Here is a 23,451-nt window from a genome sequence, read left to right as displayed (position 1 = left end):
TTGGCGGCTCTGCCCACAGCAGAGGACGATCAGGCGAACTCGCGGCCCGGGTCGGCGGTGCCGGCCGCCCGGCCGCTCGCCGGCCGGCCCGGCCGGCGTACCCGACCGGCGGCCCGGCGGGCCACCAGCGCGCCGACCGCGACCGTGGCCCGGGCCAGTGACCGGACCCCGGCGACCTCGACCGCGTCCGGCGTCCACCAGGACGGGCGACCGGCCCCGGCGTCGGCGATCCCGGCCAGCTCGGCGGAGACCAGACGGCAGCCGTGGACGGCGGTGACCACCTCGGCCGGTGTCTCGTGCCCGGTGCGGACCCAGCCGGCCCGGCCGAGCGCGGCGGTCCGCCACAGCCGCACCTCCGCCGGCCCGGTCGCGCCCGGGCCGGCCGGAACCGGTACCCGGACCAGGCCGACCTGGTGCCGGTCGGCGATCTCGACCAGGCGACGGACCGCGTACGGGGCGGGGGTCACCGTGGCCGGCAGCTCCAGCAGGAACGGCACCGGGTGCACCGACCCGGGTGCCTCGGTCACCAGCCGGACCCGCGGCTCGCTCCGGTAGGTGGCGGCCAGCAGCCGCAGGTCGAGCGCGGGATCGGCGAGCGGTCGCACCCGGGCGTCGTCGAGCGAGTCCCAGGGCGCCACGAGACAGACCCGTACGTCGGGCTCGTCGCCGGTCAGGATGGTGTCGACCACCGCGCGGACCCGCTCCAGCGGCTGCGCGCCCACCGGCAGCACCACGGTCACCAACGGCACCGACCACGCCGTGCCGCCGTCCCGGCGCAGCCACCGGGGTTGCGGCATCCGGTCGGCCAGGAAGGGCCGGTTGTACCGCTGGACCCGCTCCCGGTCCCGCATCACGTGGCTGGGCCCGAGGTGCCAGGAACGGGCCGCCGGTTCGGGCACGAAGAGCGCACCGGCCTGGGCGAGCCGGTACCCGAACTCGGTGTCCTCGCCCAGCCGCAGGCCGGTGTCCAGACCGCCGGCCGCGTCGTACAGCTCGCGCCGCAGCGCCGCCGTCGCGCCGACGTGGATCATGAACGCCAGATGGTCGGCTCCGCGCAGCTGGTCGGTGCGGTCGATCAGCTCCTCGACGTGCTCGTGCCGCACCGTGTCGTGGCCGGCGAAGAGCGACTCGGCCGGGGCGTCGGTGCCCGGCCAGTCCGGGTGCCCGGGGGCGGTGTCGACGAACCGCTTGTAGCCCAGGGTCACCGCGTACGGCACCTGGTGGTGCCAGCGGGCCTGCGCCTCCACGTGCTCGTCGAAGACGAGCATGTCGGCGTCGAGCCAGTGCAGGATCTCGCCCGTGCTGATGGCGGCGCCCAGGTGCAGGGCGTTGGCCCGGCCCCAGCCGGTCGAGTGTTCGGGCGCCCGGACCAGGCGGGTGCGCGGCGGACGCCGGTCCGGCAGGCGCAGCGGCGGGGTCGTGCCGTCGTCGACGACGACGACCTCCAGCAGCGCGGCCGGGTAGGTCTGCCGGGCCAGCGCGGCCAGGGTGAGGTCCAGGCCGGGCTGGCAGTCGTACGCCGGGATCACCACGCTGACCGTCAGCCGTGGCCGCCACCGTCCGAGGTCGGGCACCCGCACCGCCGACCAGTCGTTGCGTACCGCCCGGGGGGTCGGGGTCATCGGGTGCCGAACTCCTCGTGCCGGAGCAGGCCGTCCCAGCGGCGCAGCGGGTTGCGCAGGAAGTAGTCCTGGCCCGGGTCCCAGGTGTGCCCGTCGGCGTGGCGGGTGTAGACGAAGCCGAACCCGTGGGTGCGGTAGACCAACCCACCGGCGCCCAGCACCCGGTCGAGCAACGCCCGGTCGACCGACCGTGGCACCGGCCGCCACCCGCCGACCGCCTCCAGGTCGCCCCGGCCGAGCAGCATCGTGCCGCCGGCGACCACGTCGGTGAAGATCTCGCTGGCCATCTGACGCCGGACGGTCAGGTCGGGCGCCTCCAGATGGACGAACTCGGCCCCCTTGCCGACCAGCGTCGCCCCGGAGTAGTGCCGGGCCAGGACCAGGTCCCACACGTGCTCCGGACCGTAGCGGTCGTCGTCGTCCACCTTGGTCACCAGGCTGCCCCGCGCGTACCGGGTGATCTCGCCGAGCGCCGCACCGAAACCGGTCTCCGCGGGCAGGGACACCAGGTGGACCGGCAGCGACTGGGAGTCGAGACCGGCCCTTACCTCCGGTCGGAGCTCGACCCCGTGCAAGCCGACCACGATCTCCAACTCGGGGTAGGTCTGCGCGGCCAGGTCGGCGACCGCGCGGACGATCCGGTCGGGTCGCCGGGTCAGCAGCAGCGCGGTGACCGCGGGCGGCCGGGCCAGCGACGGGTACGCCCCGGCGACGGCTCCCGGCAGCGCGAACGCGCTGGCGTGCCGGCGCAGCGCCGCCCGGCGCAGCCGCACACCGTGGATCTCCCGGGCGAACAGGTCGGCGACCGGTGCGGTGGTGAGCAGCGCGGTCAGCTCCGTCCCGAGCAGGGCGGCGGTCCGCGGCGGGAGCGCCGACGCGTGCACCGGCACGCCGGTCATGGCGAGCTGGGCGAGGAGGCCGGCGTACTCGTGCGCGGCGGCGGTACCCGGGCCGTCGGCGGTGACCGCGCCGAGGTCGGCCAGGACCCGGGTCTGCCGGTCGTCGAGCGGTTCACCGAGCCGACCGGCGACGACGGTGACCTCATCGGGCGTCCGGTCGATCCGCCAGCTCGTCGGGTCCGCCCCGGCGGTGACGGTCAGCCTCCCGCTCGGCTGCCCCCGGGCGGGTCGCCGCCGCCCGCGCGGGTTGGCCGCCGAGGCGTCCACGGCCACCACGGCCACGCCGTCGGCGGTGGTCATCCCGACCGGGTCGGCGGCCACCCCGACGGTGCCCGGCCCGGCCGGTCCGGCCCGGTCCAGCCGCAGGTCGTACGGGCGTACCCCGTCGGTGGACGCGTCCGGACGGACGGCGGTGGCGGCGTCCCGGGCCGGCAGCCAGGGCGGCGGCGGGCCACCGACGGCGAGCAGGGCGGCGGCCGGTGTCGGCAGGGGCGCGTCCGGCCGCAGCGCGGCCAGGACGGCCGCCAGGATCCGCGGTACGGGCAGCGGCCGGGCCAGCACCACCGACACCTCGGCCCGGCCCCGACCCTGGGTGGGCAGGGTCAACTGGTGGCCGGTCAGGTACGGCAACGCCCCGAGCCGCCCGGACCAGCCGGGATACGGCGTCTCCCACTCCCGAACCACCACCCGCAGCCGGTCGGTGGATTCGCCGGTGGTCGAGAGGTGCCGGCGCAGCTCGCCGACCGTCGTGGCCGCCAGCTCGACGGCGCCGTCGGCAGCCGACCGGGCCGGACCGGCGGCGACCGTCTCCTGCCAGGGGGCCAGCCGCCGGGGCGTCGCGTCCCGGAGCCGTCGTGACCAGCGGCGGACCCGGCGGCGCAACCCGGCCACCACCCGGGCGGGGGCCGCCGTGACCACGACCGGACCCGGCCCGCGTTGCTCGTCGGAAGGCACCGGGCGACGCTAGCCGGACCAGGTGACGGGAGTCTGTCGGGCAGGTGGCCGGGCCGGATCAGGCGGGGGTGGCCCAGCGGCGGAGTTCGCGCTTGGCCAGGGAGGAACGGTGCACCTCGTCCGGGCCGTCGGCGAGGCGGAGCGTGCGGGCGGCGGACCACAGCGCGGCGAGCGGGGTGTCCTGGCTGACGCCCGCGCCGCCGTAGCCCTGGATGGCCTTGTCGATCACCCACTCCGCCATCGCCGGGGTTGCGATCTTGATGGCCTGGATCTCGGTGTGCGCGCCCTTGTTGCCCACGGTGTCCATCAGCCAGGCGGTCTTGAGCACCAGCAGCCGGGCCTGTTCGATGCGCACCCGGGACTCGGCGATCCACTCCCGTACGACGCCCTGCTCGGCGAGGGGGCGGCCGAAGGCGACCCGCTCGGCCACCCGGCGGCAGAGCAGTTCCAGGGCCCGCTCGGCCATGCCGATCAGCCGCATGCAGTGGTGGATCCGGCCGGGGCCGAGTCGGGCCTGGGCGATGGCGAAGCCGGTGCCCTCCGCGCCGATCAGGTTCTCCGCCGGCACCCGGACGTCGGTGAAGTCGATCTCGGCGTGCCCGCCGTGCGACGCGTCGCTGTAGCCGAACACCCGCATGCCCCGGCGGACCGTGACGCCCGGCGTGTCCCGGGCCACCAGCACCATGCTCTGCTGGCGGTGCCGGTCGGCGGTCGGGTCGGTCTTGCCCATCACGATGAAGATCTCGCAGGCCGGGTCCATCGCGCCGGAGGACCACCACTTGCGGCCGTTGATCACGTAGTCGTCGCCGTCCCGGGTGATCCGGGTGGCGATGTTGGTCGCGTCGGAGGAGGCGACGTCCGGCTCGGTCATGCAGAACGCCGAGCGGATCTCGCCCTCCAGCAGCGGCTTGAGCCAGCGGTCGCGCTGCGCGTCGGAGCCGAACTCGGCGAGCAGTTCCATGTTGCCGGTGTCCGGCGCGGCACAGTTGAGTGCCTCCGGGGCGAGGTGCGGGCTGCGGCCGGTCAGCTCGGCCAGCGGCGCGTACTGGAGGTTGGTCAGGCCGGCGCCGTAGCGGGCGTCGGGCAGGAACAGGTTCCACAGGCCGCGCCGGCGCGCCTCGGCCTTCAGCTCGGCCATCACCGCCGGCCGGGCCCACGGGTCGCCGGTCGACTCCACCTGCTCGGCGTGCACCGGCTCGGCCGGGTAGACGCACTCGTCGAGGAAGGCGGTGAGCTGCCCCTGCAACTCGACGGTGCGGGCGTCGTAGGCAAAGTCCATCATTTCTCCCTCACCGCGTGCAGTCCGTGCGCGACCAGCGGCGCGACCATGTCGCCGATCCGGTCGAAACCCTCACCCAGCGTCTGGCCGAGCGTGTGCCGGTAGTGGATGCCCTCGCAGATCACCGCGAGCTTGAAACAGCCCAGCGCGACGTGCCAGTGCAGCGGGCCGACGTCGACGTCGCTGCGGCCGGCGTACCGCTCGATCAGCTCGGCGCCGCCGGGGAAACCGGCGCGCGGACCGAGCCCGTCGGCGACCGGATTGCCGGCGGCGGCGTCGCTGCCACCGAGCACGTCCCAGTAGGTCAGCAGCAGGCCGAGGTCGGCGAGCGGGTCGCCCAGGGTGGCCATCTCCCAGTCGAGTACGGCGCGCACCGCCACCGGGTCGGCGGTGACGAGCAGGTTGTCCAGCCGGTAGTCGCCGTGCACGATCCGGCCGGCGTTGGCGCCCTCCGGCGCGGTGGCCGCCAGCCGGTCGCGCAGCTCGTCGATGCCGGGCAGGTCGCGGCTGCGGGAGCGGTCGAGCTGCCCGGCCCAGCGGCGCACCTGCCGGGCGAGGTAGCCCTCCGGGCGGCCGAAGTCGGCGAGCCCGACCTGCGCCGGGTCGACGGTGTGCAGCGCGGCGAGGGTGTCCATCATCGCCATGGCCAGGGCCCGGCGCTGGTCGGCGTGCAGCGGGTCGGTCTGGGACCGGCTGCGCAGCACCTCGCCCCGCACGCGTTCCATCAGGTAGAACGGCGCGCCGATCACCTCGGGGTCGGTGCAGAGCAGCAACGCCGCCGGCACCGGCACGTCGGTCGGGGCGAGCGCGGAGATCACCCGGTGTTCCCGGGCCATGTCGTGCGCGGTGGCCAGCACGTGCCCCAGCGGTGGGCGACGCAGCACCACCTCGTGCCCGCCGGTGCGCAGCAAATAGGTCAGGTTGGACTTGCCGCCGGCGATCAGCGTGGCCCGCAGCTCACCACCGGCCAGCTCCGGCCGGTGCTCGGCCAGGTAGGCGTGCAGCCGGTCGAGGTCGAGCCCCCGGGGCGCGGAGGTCGGGGCGTACGCGTCGACGGCCGGCTCGGTCATCCGATTAGTTGATGGCAGCTCAGCTTTCTTGTCAAGGTCGGGATTTTGCCCCGGGGACATGCTGCTGCAACAGGGACGAAATGGTCACGGGACAGGCTGGTGCCCAGCCTGCCGGCCGCCGCGCCGGCCCGCCGAGCGGAGGGTTGTCGAAGATGTTGCTGCGAGTTCGGGTCACCCTGCCGGATCGTCCGGGCACCCTCGGCCAGGTCGCCCGCACCATGGGCGTCTCCGGGGCGGACATCGTCCAGGTGGTGGTGCTCGAACGGCTCGGCGGTCGGGCGGTGGACGACTTCACCGTGGTGTGGCCCGGCGCGGCACGGGTGGAGCGGCTGCTGGCCGGTCTCGCGGCGATCCCCGGCGTCCAGGTCGACGGCGTGTGGCGGGCGATCGGCGCGCCCACCACCACCGGCCAGGACGCGGAGTTGCTGGCGCAGGTGGCGGGCAACCCGACCGACGGCCTGGCCACCCTCGTCGACGCGGTGCCCGGCCTGCTGGCCGCCGACTGGGCGGTGGCGGCGGTCGTCCCGCTCGACTGGGCCTCCCGGGCCGGGGCGGGCAGCGCGGCGACGGTGGGGCACGCGAGCTGGCGCGCCCCGGTGCCGCCCCGGCTGCCGGACGTGACGCCGCTGCGGGCCCGCGCGATGACCAGCGTCGAGGGTGACCACTGCGCGGTCGCGCCGTTCGGCCGGGCCGGCCTGGTGCTGGTGGTGGCCCGGGAGCGCAGTGACACCCTCGCCGCTCCCGCCTTCCACTCCACCGAGGTGGATCGGCTGGCGCAGCTGGTCCGGGCCAGCGCGGTGATCCTCGGCGACCGGCTCGACCTGGTCGGCGCGCCGCCGGTCACCACCTGAGCGTCCGCGTCCGGCCGGCGGTGTGACGCAGGTCGCGGTGCGCGGGACCCACCCGTCACCACGGGGCAATCGGCCGGCAACAGGCGGCGGCGATGGTCGTACCGGGGAAGGGAGCGAGCCATGACGCTGTGGCGGATCCGGGCCACCGTTGACGACCGACCGGGTTACCTGTCGGTCCTCACGGCGAGCCTGGCGTTGCGGGGGGTCAACATCCTCACCGTGCAGGTGCACACGACCGAACGGGGTGCGGTCGACGACTTCCTGGTCGACGCGCCGGACACCCTCGACGAGGCCGACCTGGTCGCCGCCGTGGAGCGGGGGCGGGGCCGGGACTGCTGGGTGGCGCGCAGCGAGGCGCGTGGACTCGCCGACCAGCCGACCCGGGTGCTCGGCCTGGCCAACCGCCTGGTCCGGGACCCGGACGCGACCGGGGAGGCGCTGCGCGCCCTGCTCGGCGCGGACGCTGTCACGTGGCGGCCGGCGCCGGCCGGGTCGGGTGGCGGGATAGCCGACACGAACATGTCGCTGGCCGACCCGGGCGGCGGGTCGTACGCGCTGCGGCGGGCGGCACCCGGTTTCACCCCGGCGGAGTACGCGCGGGCGCAGGCCCTGGTGGAGCTGGCGGCCACCGTCGCGCGCCGGGCCGTGGAGCACGTCACCCTGGTGCTGCCCGACGGCGCCGAGGTGGGCGTACGGCCGGCGGTCGCCGACGACCTGGCCGGCGTGGGGGAGCTGCACGAGCGGTGCTCGGCGGGGGCGCGGCACCGGCGTTACCTGGGCGGGGCGTCGGTGCCCTCGCCGGCCCGGCTGCGGCGGCTGCTGGAGCCGGCGCGCGGGTCGACCCTGCTGGCGACGGCCACCGGCTCCGACGGGGCGGCGGAGTCGGTGGTCGCCATGGCGAACCTGCTCGCCGAGGGCGACGAGGCCGAGGTGGCGTTGCTGGTGCGCGACGACTGGCAGCGGCGCGGGCTGGGCTCGGCGTTGCTGCGCCGGCTGGTCCGGCAGGCCGACACCGCCGGGTACGCGGCCCTGGTGCTGCACGTGCAGGCCGACAACGCGCCGATGCTGCGGACCCTGCGCCGGCTGGGCCGCCCGACGGTCGCCGAGTACGACGGCGGCCTGGCCACGCTGACCGTGCCGCTGGTGGCGAACACACCCGTGCCGGAGCGGACCGGCTGACCTGGTCGCGCTCCCATCCAGGCCGGGCACGACGGCGAAAAGTTCTTTACAACTTCTCAGCATTGTAAATATTTATCGCCGTCGCCATACTGACCGGCATGACTATCGTCGTGCGTCGATTGCTTACCTGGCTCGGCGCGGTGACCCTCACCGCCGTCGCCGTGCTGGCCGTCCCGACCGCCGCGCAGGCCGCCACCCCCGCCTGGCCAACCCTGAGCGGCGGAACCTCCGGCGCCAACGTCGCCACCGCCCAGTTCCTGCTGCGACACCACGGGCAGACCCTGACCGTGGACGGGTTCTACGGCTCCGGCACCGTCGCCGCCGTGAGCGCCTTCCAGTCCGGCCGGGGCCTCGCCGCCGACGGGATCGTCGGCCCACTGACCTGGGGCGGGCTGGCCGTCACCGTGGACGTCGGCGCGAACAGCAACGCCGTCCGCGCCCTGCAGACCGCGCTCAACAAGTACGGGTACGGGCTCACCGTCGACGGGATCTGGGGTGCCGCCACCACCAACGCGGTCACCAGCTTCAAGGCCAACCGCGGTCTCACCGGCGGCACCACCGTCGGCGCTACCACCTGGCAGTGGCTGGTCGGCGACGGGCAGGGCGGCGGCAACTACCGGCTCGTCATCGGGCGCTCGGTCCTGCCGCGCTCCGAGTACGACGACCCGCACCACGACTACCCGGCCATCGACCTGCCCACGGTCACCGGCGTGACCACGTACGCGATCACCTCGGGCACGATCAGCCACGTCGGTGGCGGCTGCGGCTACGGCATCGGCATCTCGGGCGACGACGGCGCGTACTACCAGTACTGCCACCTGTCGTCCCGCTCGGTCGCCGCCGGCAGCCGGGTCAGCGCCGGTCAGGTCATCGGCTACACCGGCAACACCGGCAACAGCACCGGCCCGCACCTGCATCTCGAGGTGCGCGTGAACGGCGGTAACCGCTGCCCCCAGCTGATGCTGCTGGCGCTCTACGACGGCGCGTCCGTCCCCGCGCCGTCCACCCTTCCCAGCACCGGCTGCGCCTACTGACCCGCCCCCGGCCGTCCTCGTCCCCCGAGGGCGGCCGGGCGGGTCCAGCTCGTCGCGTCCGGTCAGGTGGCGGGGTAGCTGCTGTGGTCGGGGAAGTTGCCGTAGAGCCGGCCGTCGCCGCCCACGGTGACCGCCTGCACCAGCAGGTCGCCACCGACGAACGCACCCTTCCAGGAGGCTCCCCGACCGCCGAAGGGCTCGTCCCGGTCACCCCGGGAGCGGGGCTTGTTGATGCCGACCTTGAACGCCTGGAGGTCCACCGCGAGCTTGCCGGCGAGGTCCTCGTCGTCGCAGGCCAGCGACGCGACGAGCGCGCCGTTGGAGGCGTTCATCGCGGCCAGCAGCTCGTCGGTGGTGTCCACCACCACGATGGTGTCGACCGGCCCGAACGGTTCGGCGTGCATCAGCCGGGACCGGCCGGGCGGGGCGAGCAGCACCGACGGCGCCACGTACGCCGAGGTGTCCTGCCCGGCCAGGAACGGCGCACCGTCGAGCTTGCCGCGGTGCAGCGGGATCGCGCCGCCGCGTACCGCCTCGTCGACCTTGCGGCGCAGCTCGTCGGCCTTGGCGGCGCTGATCAGCGGGCCGAAGTCCAGCTCGGGCAGCGGGTCACCGGCCGACCAGTCGTCGCCGACGGCGAGCGGGTGACCGAAGCGGACCGAGCGGACGACCGGCAGGTACATGTCGAGGAACTCGTCGACCAGGTCCCGCTGCACGACGAAGCGCGGGTACGCGGTGCAGCGCTGCTTGCCGTACTCGAAGCCCTTCTTCAGGTGCGCGGCGAGCAGGTCCCACTGGGAGAACTCCCAGACGCCCCAGGCGTTGAGGCCCTCCTGCTCGATGAAGTGCCGCTTGTCGGTGTCCAGCAGCGCGGCGGCGACCTTGCCACCGTTGGAACGGCCGCCGACGAAGGCCACCGCGCCGATCTCCGGGGCCCGGACCAGCACCTCGGACAGCTCCGCGCCGCTGCCGGAGACCAGGGTGGCGGGCAGCCCGGCGCGCCGCATCAGCGCGTGCGCGACGGTGAGGCAGACCGCGCCGCCCTGCGACGGGGTCTTGGCGATGACCGCGTTGCCGGCCAGCAGTTGCACCAGTTCGGCGTGCACCAGCACGCTCATCGGGTAGTTCCAGGAGGCGATGTTGCTGACCGGGCCGGGCAGCGGTTCCCGGCCACCGGCCAGCATCCGGTCGATCTCGCCCACGTACCAGCGCACGCCGTCCAGCGCGCGGTCGACGTCGGCGCAGGCCAGCCGCCACGGCTTGCCGATCTCCCAGACCAGCAGCATGGCGAGCAGGTCACGGTGGGCGGTGAGGGCGTCCAGCGCGTCGCTGACCCGGGCCTTGCGTTCGGCCAGCGGCGTCCGCGCCCACTGCCGGTGCGCGGCGGCGGCGTGCGCCACGGCGGCGCGGGCGGCCGGTGCGTCGAGCCGGGGCAGGTTGACCAGGACGGTGTTGTCGACCGGGCTGTGCACCGCGCCGGGCGAGCCGGCCGCCCGCCACTCGCCCTCGATCAGGTTGTGCAGGGTGACGGCACCGTCGACCTCGGGCCCGAAGGCTTCCCCGGTGGCGGCGATCGCGCGGGCGAGGGTGTCCGACCAGGCGGTTCCGTCGGCGAGTCGTAGAGCCATCGCGATCCTCCTGAGGATGGTCCGATAGCGGCGGCGTCGATGGCCCCGCAGGTGGGCTGACTGTCGCCCGGCCCGCGACAGGGCGGCAACAGTACGTTCGTATGTCAGGACGCGACAGCCGCGTGCAACCGGCCGGTTCACGCGGCACGCGCCGCCGCCCAAGGCCACCACCTGGGAATACGTCCAAACTAAATCTACGAACATCGATGATGTGACGTATCTCCGGGTGACAGGAACGTGGTTACCGGTCAGTACCGCGCATCGGCCGTGAGCGATCGGTGGTCTTCACAAAGCGATGACGTCCGGATTACATTGTCGTTTATCCATGGGAGCGCTCCCGGGCCCGTGGTGTTCACCCCACCACCACCTCGCCGCCGGCAGGCCGGTCCCGGCGTCGCCGTCGCGCGCCCGCGCTCCGGTCGGCCGGCGGCACCACCGACAGGAGCACGTCATGCACCACCCGAGACGTCCCCGCCGGGCACCGGCCGACCAACCCTGGCCCCGCCGCCTGCTCGCCGCCGGCGCGGCCCTGGCCACCGGGCTCGCCCTGGCCGCCGTACCCGGAACCGCCTCCGCCGCCCCCGACCCCGGCCCGGCCGCCGGTGGCGTCACCGCCGCCGCGCCCGCGTTCAACTACGCCGAGGCGTTGCAGAAGTCCCTGCTGTTCTACGAGGCGCAGCAGTCCGGTCCCAAGCCCGCCTGGAACCGGGTCTCCTGGCGCGGAGACTCCGCGCTCACCGACGGCGCCGACGTCGGGGTCGACCTGACCGGCGGCTGGTACGACGCCGGCGACCACGTGAAGTTCGGGTTCCCGATGGCGTTCAGCGCCACCATGCTCGCCTGGGGCGCGGTCGAGTACCGGGACGGCTACGCCGCCTCCGGCCAGCTTCCGCACCTGCTCAACAACCTGCGCTTCGTCAACGACTACTTCGTCAAGGCGCACCCCGCGCCGAACGTCCTCTACGGACAGGTCGGCAAGGGCGACGACGACCACAAGTGGTGGGGCCCGGCCGAGGTGATGCCGATGGCGCGGCCCGCGTACAAGATCGATGCCAGCTGTGGCGGCGCGGACCTGGCGGGGGAGACGGCCGCGGCGATGGCGGCGTCGTCCATGGTCTTCCGGCCCACCGACGCCGCGTACGCGGACAAGCTGCTCGGCCACGCCCGGCAGCTCTACACGTTCGCCGACACGGTACGCAAGAACTACCACGAGTGCATCACCGACGCGACCAGCTTCTACCGCTCGTGGAGCGGCTACCAGGACGAACTGGTGTGGGGCGCGATCTGGCTGTACCGGGCCACCGGCGACGCCAGCTACCTGGCCAAGGCCGAGAGCGAGTACGACAAGCTGGGCACCGAGAACCAGAGCACCACCAAGTCCTACAAGTGGACGATCGCCTGGGACAACAAGCAGTACGGCGCGTACGTGCTGCTGGCCCGGCTGACCGGCAAGCAGAAGTACCTCGACGACGCCAACCGGTGGCTGGACTACTGGACCGTCGGCGTCAACGGCCAGCGGGTGCCGTACTCGCCGGGCGGGATGGCGGTGCTCGACTCGTGGGGCGCGCTGCGCTACGCGTCGAACACCAGCTTCGTCGCGATGCTGCACGGCGACCACCTCACCGACGCCACCCGAAAGGCCCGTTACCAGGACTTCGCGCTGCGGCAGATCAACTACGCGCTCGGTGACAACCCGCGCAACTCCAGCTACGTCATCGGGTTCGGCGCCAACCCGCCGAAGAACCCGCACCACCGCACCGCGCACGGCTCCTGGTGGGACAGCCAGACGGTGCCCGAGGAGACCCGGCACGTGCTCTACGGCGCGCTGGTCGGCGGTCCGTCGTCGGCCAACGACGCGTACAGCGACAGCCGCTCCGACTACGTGATGAACGAGGTCGCCACCGACTACAACGCCGGCTTCACCTCGGCGCTCGCCGCGCTGGTGAGCAAGCACGGCGGCACCCCGCTGGCGAACTTCCCGGTCGCCGAGACCCCGGACCGCGACGAGCTGACCGTGGAGACCACGGTGATGCAGGCCGAGCCGCGGGGCACCGGGCTCAAGGTCATCGTCTACAACCGGTCGGCGTACCCGGCCCGCGCCCTGACCGACGCGAAGTTCCGCTACTACTTCCGCGCCGAGGGCTCGACGCCCGTGGTGGTCACCCCCGGCTACACCCAGGGCTGCCCGTCACCGTCGGTCGCCCGCCAGGTCTCCGGCGACCTCTGGTACGTCGAGGTCGACTGCACCGGGCACACCATCGCCCCGGCCGGGCAGTCGCAGCACCGGATGGAGGTCCAGTTCAAGGTCGGCGTACCGGAGGGTGGCACCTGGGACCCGACCAACGACCCGTCGTACACCACCGTCGCCGGGCCGAACCGGAACGTGCCGCTCTACGCCGGCGGCCGGCGGGTGTGGGGTGCCGAACCGACCGCGCCCACCCCGGACGGCACCGCGCCGACCGCGCCGGGCCGGCCGACCGCCTCGGCGGTGACCGCCACCGGGGCCACCCTGACCTGGGCGGCGTCCACCGACAACGTGGGCGTCACCGGGTACGACGTCTACCGCGAGGCCGGCGCCACCGACGTCCTGGTCGGTTCGCCCACCGGCACCACGTTCGCGGTGACCGGGCTGACCGCGTCCACGGACTACTCCTTCTACGTGGTGGCGAAGGACGCCGCGGGCAACCGCTCCGCCGGGTCCGCGCCGGTCTCCGTCACCACCGCCGACCCGCCCGCGCCGGACACCGTCGCGCCGACCGCGCCGGGCCGGCCGACCGCGTCCACCATCGGTGCCGCCGCGGTCACCCTGAGCTGGGCGGCGTCGACCGACAACGTGGGCGTCACCGGGTACCGGGTCTACCGCGAGAACGGCGCGACCGACCTGCTCGTCGGCTCGCCCACCGGCACCACCCTCGCGGTGACCGGGCTGACCGCCAGCACGGCGTACACCTTCTGGGTGGTGGCCGTCGACGCGGCCGGCAACACCTCCGCGGCGTCCGCGCCGCTCACCGTGACGACGTCGGCGCCACCGGCCGCCGGCGGCTGCACGGTGGCGTACGCGACGAACGACTGGGGCAGCGGGTTCACCGCGAACATCACGATCACCAACACCGGTACGACCGCACTGAGCGGCTGGACCCTCGCCTTCGCCTTCCCCACCACCGGGCAGAAGGTCGGCCAGGGCTGGTCGGCGACGTTCGCGCAGACCGGCACGGCGGTGACCGCGACGAGCCTGTCCTACAACGGGGCGCTCGCACCGGGCGCGTCGACCGGCATCGGATTCAACGGCACCCACACCGGTAGCAACCCGAAGCCGACCAGCTTCACCCTCAACGGCGTCCCCTGCACCGTCGCCTGAGGCATCGTCCCGTCGAGATCTTGGACAGTTACCGTTCCGCGCGAACGGTAACTGTCCAAGATTCACGTTGACGGTCGCCAGCCGGCGGCCGTCAGGGCACGGTGGAGGGTGGCGGCCACCTCGTCCGGACGGGCGCGGACCAGCCAGGCCGGGAAGCGCAGGACGCGGTCACCGCTCGTCCACACGTCGTTCTGCCGCCGCATGTCCGCCGCCCACTGGCGTACGTCCATGTGGTGCGCCCCGTCGATCTCCACGTGCAGCCGGAACTCGCGCCAGTACGCGTCCAGCCACCGCACCCGCCCCGTCGCGTCGACCCGCCGCTCCTGCAAACCCGGCGGCGGCAGCCGGTGGCGGCGGCAGAGGCGTACGAAGTCGATCTCGGAGAGGGCCTGCGCGCCGCCGGTGATGTCGTCCACGGTCTGCCGGATCAGTCGGCGGCGGGGCGCCCGCCCGAGCGCGTCGAGCACCTCGGAAAGCTCCGCCGGCAGTACCCGACGCTGCTGACAGCCGGCGGCCAGCACCGACTGCGCCTCGTCCACGCTCCGCGCCCAGCCGGCCGCGTCCACCAAGGCCCGCGCGGTCGTGGTGCGGGGCGGGCGGGCGACCTGGAGGTGCGCGGCGGGCAGCACCGTGGTCCGGTGCACCACGACCGCCGCCATGTCGATCGGCAGGCTCCGCAGGGTGGTCCGGGCCGCCCGCCGGGCCGCCGGCACGAGGACGTGCAGAGGTTCGCGGCGCAGCCCGCGTACGCCGGCCTCGGTCGCGGCGGTCCCCCCGGCGAGCACGGCGCCCCGCCCGGCCGCGAGCACCGCCACCCACAACTGCTGGTCCCGGGTCAGCGGACCGTTGCCGGTGGACAGGACACCCCGGCAGATCGAGCGCCAGCGTCCGGACCGCACGCGACCCCGGACGGCGCCCGCACCAAGTACGCGGGTCGCCTGCGCGGTGGTGACGACACCGGCCTGCTCGAAGGTGAGCCAGTCCAGCGCGTTCGCGTCGTCGAAGGGGAGTGCGCCTCGCATCCGCGCATCCTCAGGGCCCGCGTGAGCTCCCGCCATCAGATCTTGGACAGTTATCGTCTTCTCTGAGCGGTAAGTGTCCAAGATCTGCCGACGAACGGTGGGAGAGGGGCGGGTGGGTGGTCCGGGACGGGGTGGGGTCGGGCCGGCGATTGTGGCGGGTGACGCTCGCGCTGGTGGCGACCGACGCGGAGCACGACGAACTGCTCGACCGCGTCGTCACCGTGCTCTGTCCCGATGCCGAGCACGACGGGCCCTGCCCGGTGCCGTGGGCGACGACCAGCGTGGCGGGTGACTCGCTGCCACCGCCGGAACGGGTGGCCCTGGTCGAGGCCATCGAGGAGACCAACTGGACCGCGCACGGTGACCCGGAACGCCTGGATCCCCCGCTGCGGACTCGGCTCCTGGGCGCCGCCACCGATACCGCCGCCGCCGACGCCGATGACGACGTCAGGGCCGGCTGAGTCGCCGGCGGGTCGGTCAGTCGGCCAACTCGTCGGCGAGCAGGTCCATCAGCAGGGCGTCGTGCCAGCGGCCGTCGGCGCCGCGCTCGTAGCGACGCAGGACGCCCACCGGGCGGAAGCCCACCTTGGCGTACGCGCGGATCGCCGCCGTGTTGGTCGCCGCCGGGTCGATGGTGAAGCGGTGGTGGCCGTACTCGTCGACGAGGTGCCGGACCAGGGTGCGGATCGCGTCGCCGCCCAGCCCGGTGCCGCGTACCTCGGGGTCGAGGAAGAGGTCCATGCTGGCGTGCCGGTAGTCCGGGTCGTCCTCGGCGTACCACTGGATGGCACCGACGACGCGGCCGTCGAGTTCGATCGCGTACACGGTCAGGCCCTCGTCGTCGAGGTCGGCCCGGACCGCGGCGGTGAGGTCGTCGCCGCCCCGCCACCAGCGTCGCACCTCCGGCTCGGCGCGGATCCGCGCGAGCGCCGGTACGTCGTCGGCCGTCATCGGCCGGAGGGTCACCGAGCGCCCGCGCAGCATCCGTCAGCCCCTGATCTCGCCGTGCGCCACACAGATCGCCGACCAGCCGACCGGCAGCACCTGCACCTTCATCCGCCGCCGGCAGTGCCCGCAGTAGCGGGGCGGCTCCAGCGCGCGCGCCGCGGCGCACCCGTCGTGCGCCCCGACCGCCGCAGCCTCGCCGCACCGGTCGCACCAGCCACCGGCCACCGCGCGGTCAGCGGCCACCGCACCGTCGGCGGCTACCGAGCCACCGCCTAAGACCGCACCACCGCCGAAGACCGCACCACCGCCGGCAGCCGTGTCGCCGGCGCCGACCGCGTCCCCGGCAGCCGGCGCCGTGTCGTCCGTCGTCACCGCGCCGCTCACAGGGTCTGGGAGAGCGCCTTGACCGGCATCTTCAGGTCCTCGAGCAGGTCGAGGTCCGCCGTGGCCGGTCGACCCAGCGTGGTGAGGTAGTTGCCGACGATCACCGCGTTGATGCCGCCCAGCAGGCCGTCCCGGGTGCCCAGGTCACCGAGGGTGATCTCCCGGCCGCCCGCGTACCGGAGGATGGTCCGGGGCATGGCCAGCCGGAACGCGGCGATGGCCCGCAGCGCGTCCTTGCCCTCGACCACCGGGCGGTCACCGAGCGGGGTGCCCGGCCGGGGGTTGAGGAAGTTCAGCGGGACCTCGTGCGGGTTCAGCTCGGCGAGCTGCGCGGCGAACTCGGCCCGCTGCTCGACGGTCTCGCCGAGGCCGAGGATGCCGCCGCAGCAGACCTCCATGCCGGACTCGCGGACCATCCGCAGGGTCTCCCAGCGCTCCTCCCAGGAGTGCGTGGTGACCACGTTCGGGAAGTACGACCGGCAGGTCTCCAGGTTGTGGTTGTAGCGGTGCACGCCCATGTCGACCAGGTCGTCGACCTGCTCCTGGCTGAGCATGCCCAGGGAGGCGGCGACCTGGATGTCGACCTCGGCCTTGATCGCGGCGACACCGTCGCGCATCTGCTTCATCAGCCGGGCGTCCGGGCCGCGTACGGCGGCCACGATGCAGAACTCGGTCGCACCGGTCTTCGCGGTCTGCTTCGCCGCCTCGACCAGCGACGGGATGTCCAGCCAGACCGAACGCACCGGCGAGGTGAACAGGCCGGACTGCGAGCAGAAGTGGCAGTCCTCCGGGCAGCCGCCGGTCTTCAGCGACACGATCCCCTCGACCTCGACCTCCGGCCCGCACCAGCGCATCCGCACGTCGTGGGCGAGTTGGAGGGTGGCGGACAGGTGCTCGTCGGGCAGATTGAGCACGGCGAGGACACCGGCCTCGTCGAGGCCGACGCCGTTCTCCAGCACCTGGGTACGGGCCTGGTCGAGGATCTCTGGCATGGCTCGTACCCTACAAGGCCGCCCGACGGGGAGAAACGGCCAGCGTGTCGGGCGGCGACGCCCGGGTGGAGCTGCCGGGTCGGGACCGGCGGGTGGTAATTTCGCCCGGCGGAAGCGGCCGGACGGCCGCCGGGCGAGCGCGGTGAGGGGTGCGGTGTGGCGGACTGGCTGGCGGCCCTCGACCGCCGCGCCGAGTTGCGCGCGAAGGCGGGACTGACCCGCACGCTGCGCCCGCGCGCCGCCGGCGACGTCGTGGTCGACCTTGCCGGCAACGACTACCTCGGCCTGGCCACCCACCCCGGGGTCGTGGCCGCGGCCGGTGCGGCCCTGGAGGCGTACGGGCTGGGTGCCACCGGGTCGCGCCTGGTGCGCGGGTCCACCGACGCCCACCACGGCCTGGAGGACGCCCTCGCGGACTGGCTCGGTGTCGAACGGGCGCTGGTGTTCTCCTCCGGCTATCTGGCCAACCTCGGCGCGGTCCGGGCGCTGGTGCAGCCCCGGACGCTGCTGGTCTCCGACGCCCACAACCACGCCTCGCTGATCGACGGGTGCCGGATCTCCGGCGCGGAGACGGTGGTGACGCCGCACGCCGACGTGCCGGCGGTGGCCGCCGCGCTCGCCGCCGCCGACGGTCGCCCGGCGGTGGTGGTGACCGAGTCGGTGTTCTCCGTCGACGGTGACCTGGCCCCGCTGGCCGACCTGCACGCGGTGGCCCGTGAGCACGGTGCCGTGCTGCTGGTCGACGACGCGCACGCGCTGGGCGTGACCGGCCCGGCCGGCGCCGGGGGAGTGGCCGCCGCCGGGTTGTCCGGCGAACCGGACGTGGTGGTCACCGCCACCCTGTCCAAGGCGCTCGGCGGGGCCGGTGGCGTGGTCGCCGGCCCGGCGGCGTACGTGCGGCATCTGGTCGAGACCGGGCGCACCTTCATCTTCGACACCGCGCCGCCCCCGGCGGTGGTGGCCGGCGTGCACGCGGCCGTCGGGCTGGCCCGCGCGGGCGACGACCTGCGGGCCGAGCTGGCCGACCGGGCGGCGCTGGCGGTGCGCCGGCTGCGCGCGGCGGGGCTGCACGTGTCCGCGCCCGACGCGGCGGTGGTCTCGGTGACCGCGCCGGGCCCGGAGGCGGCGACCGCCTGGGCGGCGGACTGCCGCGACCGGGGGGTCGCGGTGGGCTGTTTCCGGCCGCCGTCTACCCCGGACAGCCGCTCCCGGCTGCGCCTGACCATCGGCGCCGGGGTGCCCCGGGCGGACTTCGAGCGGGCCCTGGAGGTCATCGTGGAGTGTCAGCCGTGACCGATCCGTGGCGGGGTCCGGTGCTGGTGACCGGCACCGACACCGAGGTGGGCAAGACCGTGGTGACCGCGGCGATCACCGCGGCCGCGCAGGCCGCCGGGTTGCGGGTGGCGGTGGTCAAGCCCGGCCAGACCGGTACGGCGAGCGGCGAGCCCGGCGACGTCGACGCGGTGACCCGGCTGGCCGCCCCGCTGACCGGGCGCACCCTGGCGAGCTTCCCCGACCCGCTCGCCCCGTTGGCCGCGGCCCGGGTGGCGCAGTTGCCACCGTTGGAGTTGTACGCGGCGGTGGACGCGGTCCGCGAGGAGGTCGACAAGCACGATCTGGTGCTGGTCGAGGGGGCCGGTGGGCTGCTGGTGCCGATGGGGCTGCGGCCGTCCGGGGAGCCGTGGACGGTGGCCGACCTGGCGGTGTCGCTGGGCTGCCCGGCGGTGGTGGTGGCCCGCGCGGGCCTGGGCACGCTCAACCACACCGCGCTGACCCTGGAGGCGTTGGAGCGCCGGGCCGTACCGGCCGGGGTGGTGATCGGCGCCTGGCCGGCCGAGCCGGAGCTGGTGCACTGGACGAACCTGACCGATCTGGTGCCGGGCCTGCTCGGCGCGCTGCCGGACGGCGCCGGGGCGATGGATCCCGGGGTGTTCCGCCGGTCGGCGCCCGGGTGGCTGACGCCGGCGTTGCACGGTGTGCTGGACGACTGGCGGGCGTGGGCCGAGGAGATCAGCTGAACACCTGACTTTGGTCGGTGTCCGGGCCGGTCCCGGGTGGGTAGCCTGGCGCGGTGCCGAGGTGGGTGCGGGACCGGTTGACCAGGCCCGGAGGGCGACGGTGGCTCGCCGACGGGCTGCTGTGGCTGCTCGCCGTCTGGCCGCTGCTGGTGGCCGGCCTGTCCCCGCCGTACGACCGGTCCGCCCTGCTGTCGCTCGCCGGCGGGCTGGCGCTCAGCACCGGCGCGGTCGCGGTGGGTCGCCGGTTCCCGGTCGTCGCCCTGGTGCTGGTGGTGGGTGGCTCCCTGCTCGACGGCAACTACCTCTTCGTCATCCCGTTCTTCGCCTACCTGGCCGGCCGTCGGGCTGCGTCCGCCGTACCGGCGGGGGTGGCGTTCGCGGTGATCGCCGCCGCCGGGACGGTGCTCAACCTGGTGCTGCTCGGCACCGGCGCGGCCACCTGGTTCCTGCTCGCCTCGGTGTTGCTGTTCGCCGGGGTGCTGCCGTGGCTGGTGGGCCGGTACCGGCGGCAGCAGGTGGCCCTGGCCCGGGCCCGCCGCCGCCACGAGGAAGCCCGGGACCGGGAGCGGCGGGGGCTGGCCGAACGGGTGCGGCTGCGGGAGCGGGCCCGGATCGCCCGGGAGATGCACGACTCGCTGGGCCACGACCTCAGCCTGATCGCGTTGCGCGCCGCCGCCCTGGAGCTGGCCGGCGACCTGCCGGCGGGGCACCGGTCGGCGGCGGGGGAGCTGCGGGCCAGCGTGGCCGCGGCCACCGAGCGGCTGCACGGGATCATCGGGCTGCTCCGCGAGGACAACGGCCCGGCGAGCGTACGGCCGGCCGGCGGGTCGGTGGCCGACCTGGTGGACGGGGCGCGGGAGGCCGGGATGACGGTACGCCGGGAGCCGGCCGGACAGTGGCCGGAGTTGCCGGTGCGAACCGCGGCGGCGGTGCACCGGGTGGTGCGGGAGGCGCTGACCAACGCCGCCCGGTACGCTCCGGGCGCGCCGGTCACCGTGACGCTGGACACCGACGGCGACCGGGTGGCGCTGGACGTGGTCAACGGGCCACCGCCGGCCGGGCCGCTGCCCGGTCCACCGTCGACCGGGTCCGGCCTGCTCGGGCTCACCGAGCGGGTACGTCTCGCCGGGGGTGTCCTCACCGCCGGGCCGCGCGCCGACGGCGGCTTCACGGTGGCCGCCCGCCTGCCCCGGCACCCGCCGGTCCCGGACGACGCGTCGCCGGAGCCGCCGCCCGGACCTTCGGGTGATGGTGTCGGCGAGGCGGAGCGGCGGGTACGCGACGCCCGCCGGCGGGTTCGGCGCAGCCTGCTGGTCGCGCTCGGCGCGCCGGCCGGCATCGCGGCGGTGCTGACGCTGGTCTACTACCCGGTGGTCACGGCGGGCACCGTCCTGAGCGAGGCGACGTACGCACGGCTGCCGGTGAGTGCCGCGCGGGCCGAGCTGGACGGGCTGCCGCGCCGCCCGCTCGGCCCGACGGGTACCGACCGGGCGGGCTGCGAGCAGTACACCGACGGGAACTTCCCCCTGGCCGTGCCGACCTGGCGGCTCTGCTTCGCCGACGGCCGGCTGGTCAGCAAGGAGCGGATAGAGCAGTGAACACCGAAGGGACCGGGCCGGTGCGGGTGGTCCTCGCCGACGACGAGGCGATGATCCGGGCCGGGGTGCGGGCCATCCTGGCCACCGATCCGGGCATCGAGGTGGTCGGCGAGGCCGGCGATGGCCGGGCGGCGGTGGACCTGGTCCGGGCGCACCGGCCCCGGGTGGCGCTGCTGGACATCCGGATGCCGAAGCTGGACGGGCTCTCCGCCGCCGCCGAGATCCGCCGGCTGGTGCCGGAGACCGCCACCGTCATGCTGACCACGTTCGGCGAGGACGACCACGTCGCCCGGGCACTCGGCCACGGCGCGAGCGGGTTCCTGCTGAAGGCCGGCGACCCCCGGGAACTGGTCGCCGGGGTGCACGCGGTCGCCGCCGGTGGGGCGTACCTGTCGCCGCGGGTGGCCCGCCGGGTCATCGAGCTGGGCGGTGGCCGGATGGCCCGCCGTCCGGTCGCCCGGGACCGGCTGGCCGGGTTGACCGAGCGGGAACTCCAGGTGCTGGCGCTGGTCGGGGCGGGTCTGTCCAACGCCGAGATCGCCCGCCGGCTGCACCTGGTGGAGGGCACTGTGAAGAGCTATCTGACCAGCATCTTCACCCGCCTCGACGTGCGGAACCGGGTGCAGGCGGCGATCCTCGCGTACGAGGCGGGGCTGGTCGAGCCGACCGGCTGACCCGCCCCGCCCCGGTCTCACGCGTCGCGGCGGCGCAGCGCGGCCCGACCGGCCAGCAGCGCGGCGGCGGCCCACCCGGCGAGCAGCAGCAGACCGACGGCCGCCGGGTAGGGCCCGGTGTCACCGGTCAGGAAGTGCCGCCCGGCCTCGCCGGGGAAGGCGTCGGCGATCCGGTCGAGCACCGCGATGTCCGGCTCGCGCAGGGACAGCGGCACGATGTACAGCGTCGCGAACAGCACCGTGAGGGTGAGCACCGCGCTGCGCAGGACCGCCGCGAGGCCGAGCGCGAACACCCCGACCAACGCCAGGTAGACCGCCACGGCCACCACGTCGCCGGCGGTGCCGGCGGCCGGCGCGGTGCCCCACCGGCCGAGCACCGGCGCGGCCACCAGCACGCCGACCGCGCCGAGCAGCAGCCCGAGGACGACCGTCACGGCCCCGGTGACCAGGGCCTTGGCCAGGAGTACGCGACCCCGCGACGGCGTGCACTGCAACGTCGTACGGATGGTGCCGGTGGTGAACTCGCCGGTGATCGCGAGCAGGCCGAGCGCCAGGACGGCGTACTGGGTGAGTCCGACCGCGTCGATCACCACGTCGGTGACGGCCACCACGCCGGCGTCGTTGAGCGGGTCGTCGTCGGTGTTGCCGTTGGCGACGTAGATCGCCAGTTGCCCGGCGGAGGCCGCCATCAGCAGCACCCCGGCCAGCACCGTCCACCAGGTGGACCGGACCGACCAGAGGCGGGTCCACTCGGCGGCGACCGCGCCGGCGAGCGGGTCGGTCCGGTGGGCCGGGGTGACGCCGGGACGGTGGGTGGATGCGGTGGTCGTGGTCATCGGGTGTCGCCTCCGGTCGGGGTGGCCGCGTACTCGACGCTGTCCGCGGTGAGGGCCATGAACGCCTGCTCCAGGGACGCCTCCCGGGCGCTCAGCTCGTGCAGCCGGATCCCCCGCTCGTACGCGAGGTCGCCCACCCGTTCGGCGGTGACGCCGGTGACGGTCAGCGCGTCCGGTCCGTCGGGTTCGACCGTCGCCCCGGCGGCGACGAGGCGCCCGGTGAGGACCGCCCGGTCGGCGTCGTCCGGTACGCGTACCCGGACCTCGGTCCCGGCGCCGGCGACCACCTCCTCGATCGGCGCGTCGGCGAGCAGCCGGCCACGCCCGAGGACCACCAGCCGGTCGGCGGTCAACTGCATCTCGCTCATCAGGTGGCTGGACACCAGCACCGTGCGGCCCTCCCCGGCCAGCGCGCGGGCCAGCCGCCGTACCCAGCGCACCCCGTCCGGGTCCAGGCCGTTGACCGGCTCGTCGAACATCAGCACCGGTGGGTCGCCGAGCAGCGCGCCGGCGATGCCGAGCCGCTGCCCCATGCCGAGCGACAGGGCCCGGGCGGGCTTGCCGGCGGCGCGGGCGTCCAGGCCGACGGTGGCCAGCACCTCGTCCACCCGGCGGCCCGGGATGCCGTTGCTGCGGGCCATCGTCAGCAGGTGCGCCCGGCCGGAGCGGGCGGGGTGCACGGCACGGGCGTCCAGCAGCGCACCGACCTCGTGCAGCGGGTGCCGCAGCTCCCGGTACGGCCGGCCGCCGACCAGCGCCCGACCCGCGGTGGGCCGGTCCAGCCCGAGGATCATCCGCATGGTGGTGGACTTGCCGGCGCCGTTGGGGCCGAGGAAGCCGGTGACCCGGCCGGGCCCGATGTCGACGGTCAGGTCGTCGACCGCGACCGTTGACCCGAACCGTTTCGTCAGTCCGCTCAGTGTGATCATGCGACCGACGCTAGGTCCGGGGGGTGCCGCGCCGCCGCGCCCGAACGGCACCTGCCGACCCCCACTTTGGTCAGGTGCGCCCGCTCCGCGCCCCGCTCTCTCCGCCGGTGCCATCCGCCGGGCGGAGTGGGTGGTTCGAGGCGCTTTCGAGCTGAGCCACCGACGCTATCAACGCC

The 23,451-nt window shown here is 74.7% G+C and carries 20 protein-coding genes; 9 read left to right on the top strand and 11 right to left on the bottom strand.

The window, feature by feature from the left end; translation table 11 throughout:
* Positions 1 to 29: 29 nt before the first annotated feature.
* The 4 genes from D7223_RS06105 to D7223_RS06090 are packed head-to-tail and all read right to left on the bottom strand — an operon-like array spanning position 30 to position 5,824.
* On the bottom strand, positions 30 to 1,622 hold the full coding sequence (locus tag D7223_RS06105) for a glycosyltransferase family 2 protein (RefSeq protein WP_120725912.1): 1,593 nt from the start codon (positions 1,620 to 1,622) through the stop codon (positions 30 to 32).
* Positions 1,619 to 3,475: a glycosyltransferase family 2 protein gene (locus D7223_RS06100; protein ID WP_147252581.1), complete on the bottom strand. Its 1,857-nt coding sequence runs from the start codon at positions 3,473 to 3,475 to the stop codon at positions 1,619 to 1,621. The genes D7223_RS06105 and D7223_RS06100 overlap by 4 nt, the downstream gene beginning before the upstream one ends.
* 58 nt (positions 3,476 to 3,533) lie before the next feature.
* Positions 3,534 to 4,754 carry an acyl-CoA dehydrogenase family protein gene (locus D7223_RS06095; protein WP_120725906.1) on the bottom strand — a complete coding sequence of 407 codons (1,221 nt, stop codon included), beginning with the start codon at positions 4,752 to 4,754 and terminating at the stop codon, positions 3,534 to 3,536.
* Positions 4,754 to 5,824, bottom strand: coding sequence for a phosphotransferase family protein (locus D7223_RS06090; protein WP_120725904.1), 1,071 nt, complete (start codon positions 5,822 to 5,824; stop codon positions 4,754 to 4,756). The genes D7223_RS06095 and D7223_RS06090 overlap by 1 nt, the downstream gene beginning before the upstream one ends.
* Before the next feature lie 152 nt (positions 5,825 to 5,976).
* Here D7223_RS06090 and D7223_RS06085 point away from each other — a divergent pair, with 152 nt between their 5' ends.
* The 3 genes from D7223_RS06085 to D7223_RS06075 all read left to right on the top strand — a co-directional run bounded on the left by D7223_RS06085 (position 5,977) and on the right by D7223_RS06075 (position 8,888).
* Entirely contained in the window at positions 5,977 to 6,675 is a 699-nt protein-coding gene (locus D7223_RS06085) for an ACT domain-containing protein (protein WP_120725902.1), read from the top strand.
* Between the two features lie 120 nt (positions 6,676 to 6,795).
* Complete coding sequence (locus D7223_RS06080) at positions 6,796 to 7,854, top strand: GNAT family N-acetyltransferase (protein ID WP_120725900.1); 1,059 nt, start codon at positions 6,796 to 6,798, stop codon at positions 7,852 to 7,854.
* Between the two features lie 98 nt (positions 7,855 to 7,952).
* On the top strand, positions 7,953 to 8,888 hold the full coding sequence (locus D7223_RS06075; protein WP_120725898.1) for a peptidoglycan-binding protein: 936 nt from the start codon (positions 7,953 to 7,955) through the stop codon (positions 8,886 to 8,888).
* A gap of 62 nt (positions 8,889 to 8,950) precedes the next feature.
* Here D7223_RS06075 and D7223_RS06070 read toward each other — a convergent pair whose 3' ends face one another.
* Positions 8,951 to 10,516: an aldehyde dehydrogenase family protein gene (locus tag D7223_RS06070; protein WP_120725896.1), complete on the bottom strand. Its 1,566-nt coding sequence runs from the start codon at positions 10,514 to 10,516 to the stop codon at positions 8,951 to 8,953.
* A 451-nt stretch (positions 10,517 to 10,967) separates the two neighbouring features.
* Between D7223_RS06070 and D7223_RS06065 the strand changes: the two genes are divergently transcribed.
* A complete protein-coding gene (locus D7223_RS06065; protein WP_120725894.1) occupies positions 10,968 to 13,874 on the top strand; it encodes a glycoside hydrolase family 9 protein in 2,907 nt (968 codons plus the stop codon).
* Positions 13,875 to 13,936: 62 nt separating this feature from the next.
* On the opposite strand, the gene D7223_RS06060 is transcribed toward D7223_RS06065, so the two are convergent.
* Complete coding sequence (locus D7223_RS06060; protein WP_120725892.1) at positions 13,937 to 14,896, bottom strand: DUF559 domain-containing protein; 960 nt, start codon at positions 14,894 to 14,896, stop codon at positions 13,937 to 13,939.
* 173 nt (positions 14,897 to 15,069) lie between these two features.
* Here D7223_RS06060 and D7223_RS06055 point away from each other — a divergent pair, with 173 nt between their 5' ends.
* Positions 15,070 to 15,357: a hypothetical protein gene (locus D7223_RS06055; RefSeq protein ID WP_147252580.1), complete on the top strand. Its 288-nt coding sequence runs from the start codon at positions 15,070 to 15,072 to the stop codon at positions 15,355 to 15,357.
* Positions 15,358 to 15,373: 16 nt separating this feature from the next.
* Here D7223_RS06055 and D7223_RS06050 read toward each other — a convergent pair whose 3' ends face one another.
* The 3 genes from D7223_RS06050 to bioB form a co-directional block, all read right to left on the bottom strand.
* Complete coding sequence (locus D7223_RS06050; protein ID WP_120725888.1) at positions 15,374 to 15,880, bottom strand: GNAT family N-acetyltransferase; 507 nt, start codon at positions 15,878 to 15,880, stop codon at positions 15,374 to 15,376.
* 3 nt (positions 15,881 to 15,883) lie between these two features.
* The gene (gene bsaP, locus D7223_RS06045; RefSeq protein WP_120727020.1) at positions 15,884 to 16,087 is read right to left on the bottom strand and encodes a biotin synthase auxiliary protein BsaP; all 204 of its coding nucleotides are present in this window, start codon (positions 16,085 to 16,087) and stop codon (positions 15,884 to 15,886) included.
* A 137-nt stretch (positions 16,088 to 16,224) separates the two neighbouring features.
* Positions 16,225 to 17,220: a biotin synthase BioB gene (gene bioB, locus D7223_RS06040; protein WP_120725886.1), complete on the bottom strand. Its 996-nt coding sequence runs from the start codon at positions 17,218 to 17,220 to the stop codon at positions 16,225 to 16,227.
* A gap of 156 nt (positions 17,221 to 17,376) precedes the next feature.
* On the opposite strand from bioB, the gene D7223_RS06035 reads away from it, so the two are divergent.
* The 4 genes from D7223_RS06035 to D7223_RS06020 are packed head-to-tail and all read left to right on the top strand — an operon-like array spanning position 17,377 to position 21,510.
* The gene (locus tag D7223_RS06035) at positions 17,377 to 18,513 is read left to right on the top strand and encodes an 8-amino-7-oxononanoate synthase (protein WP_120725884.1); all 1,137 of its coding nucleotides are present in this window, start codon (positions 17,377 to 17,379) and stop codon (positions 18,511 to 18,513) included.
* A gap of 20 nt (positions 18,514 to 18,533) precedes the next feature.
* The gene (bioD, locus tag D7223_RS06030) at positions 18,534 to 19,238 is read left to right on the top strand and encodes a dethiobiotin synthase (protein WP_120727018.1); all 705 of its coding nucleotides are present in this window, start codon (positions 18,534 to 18,536) and stop codon (positions 19,236 to 19,238) included.
* Positions 19,239 to 19,291: 53 nt separating this feature from the next.
* Positions 19,292 to 20,836: a sensor histidine kinase gene (locus tag D7223_RS06025; protein ID WP_238161683.1), complete on the top strand. Its 1,545-nt coding sequence runs from the start codon at positions 19,292 to 19,294 to the stop codon at positions 20,834 to 20,836.
* Entirely contained in the window at positions 20,833 to 21,510 is a 678-nt protein-coding gene (locus D7223_RS06020) for a response regulator (protein WP_272948675.1), read from the top strand. The genes D7223_RS06025 and D7223_RS06020 overlap by 4 nt, the downstream gene beginning before the upstream one ends.
* A 17-nt stretch (positions 21,511 to 21,527) precedes the next feature.
* Here D7223_RS06020 and D7223_RS06015 read toward each other — a convergent pair whose 3' ends face one another.
* On the bottom strand, positions 21,528 to 22,346 hold the full coding sequence (locus D7223_RS06015; RefSeq protein WP_120725882.1) for an ABC transporter permease subunit: 819 nt from the start codon (positions 22,344 to 22,346) through the stop codon (positions 21,528 to 21,530).
* Positions 22,343 to 23,275 (bottom strand): ABC transporter ATP-binding protein, encoded by a 933-nt coding sequence (locus D7223_RS06010; RefSeq protein WP_120725880.1) that lies wholly within the window; start codon positions 23,273 to 23,275, stop codon positions 22,343 to 22,345. The genes D7223_RS06015 and D7223_RS06010 overlap by 4 nt, the downstream gene beginning before the upstream one ends.
* Positions 23,276 to 23,451: the final 176 nt, after the last annotated feature.

It is taken from the genome of Micromonospora endolithica, assembly GCF_003626595.1.
In the GTDB taxonomy this organism is placed as follows: Bacteria; Actinomycetota; Actinomycetes; order Mycobacteriales; family Micromonosporaceae; genus Micromonospora; species Micromonospora endolithica.
The sequence above is the reverse complement of the archived record's forward strand: the minus strand, read 5'-3'. Positions and strand labels throughout refer to the sequence as shown.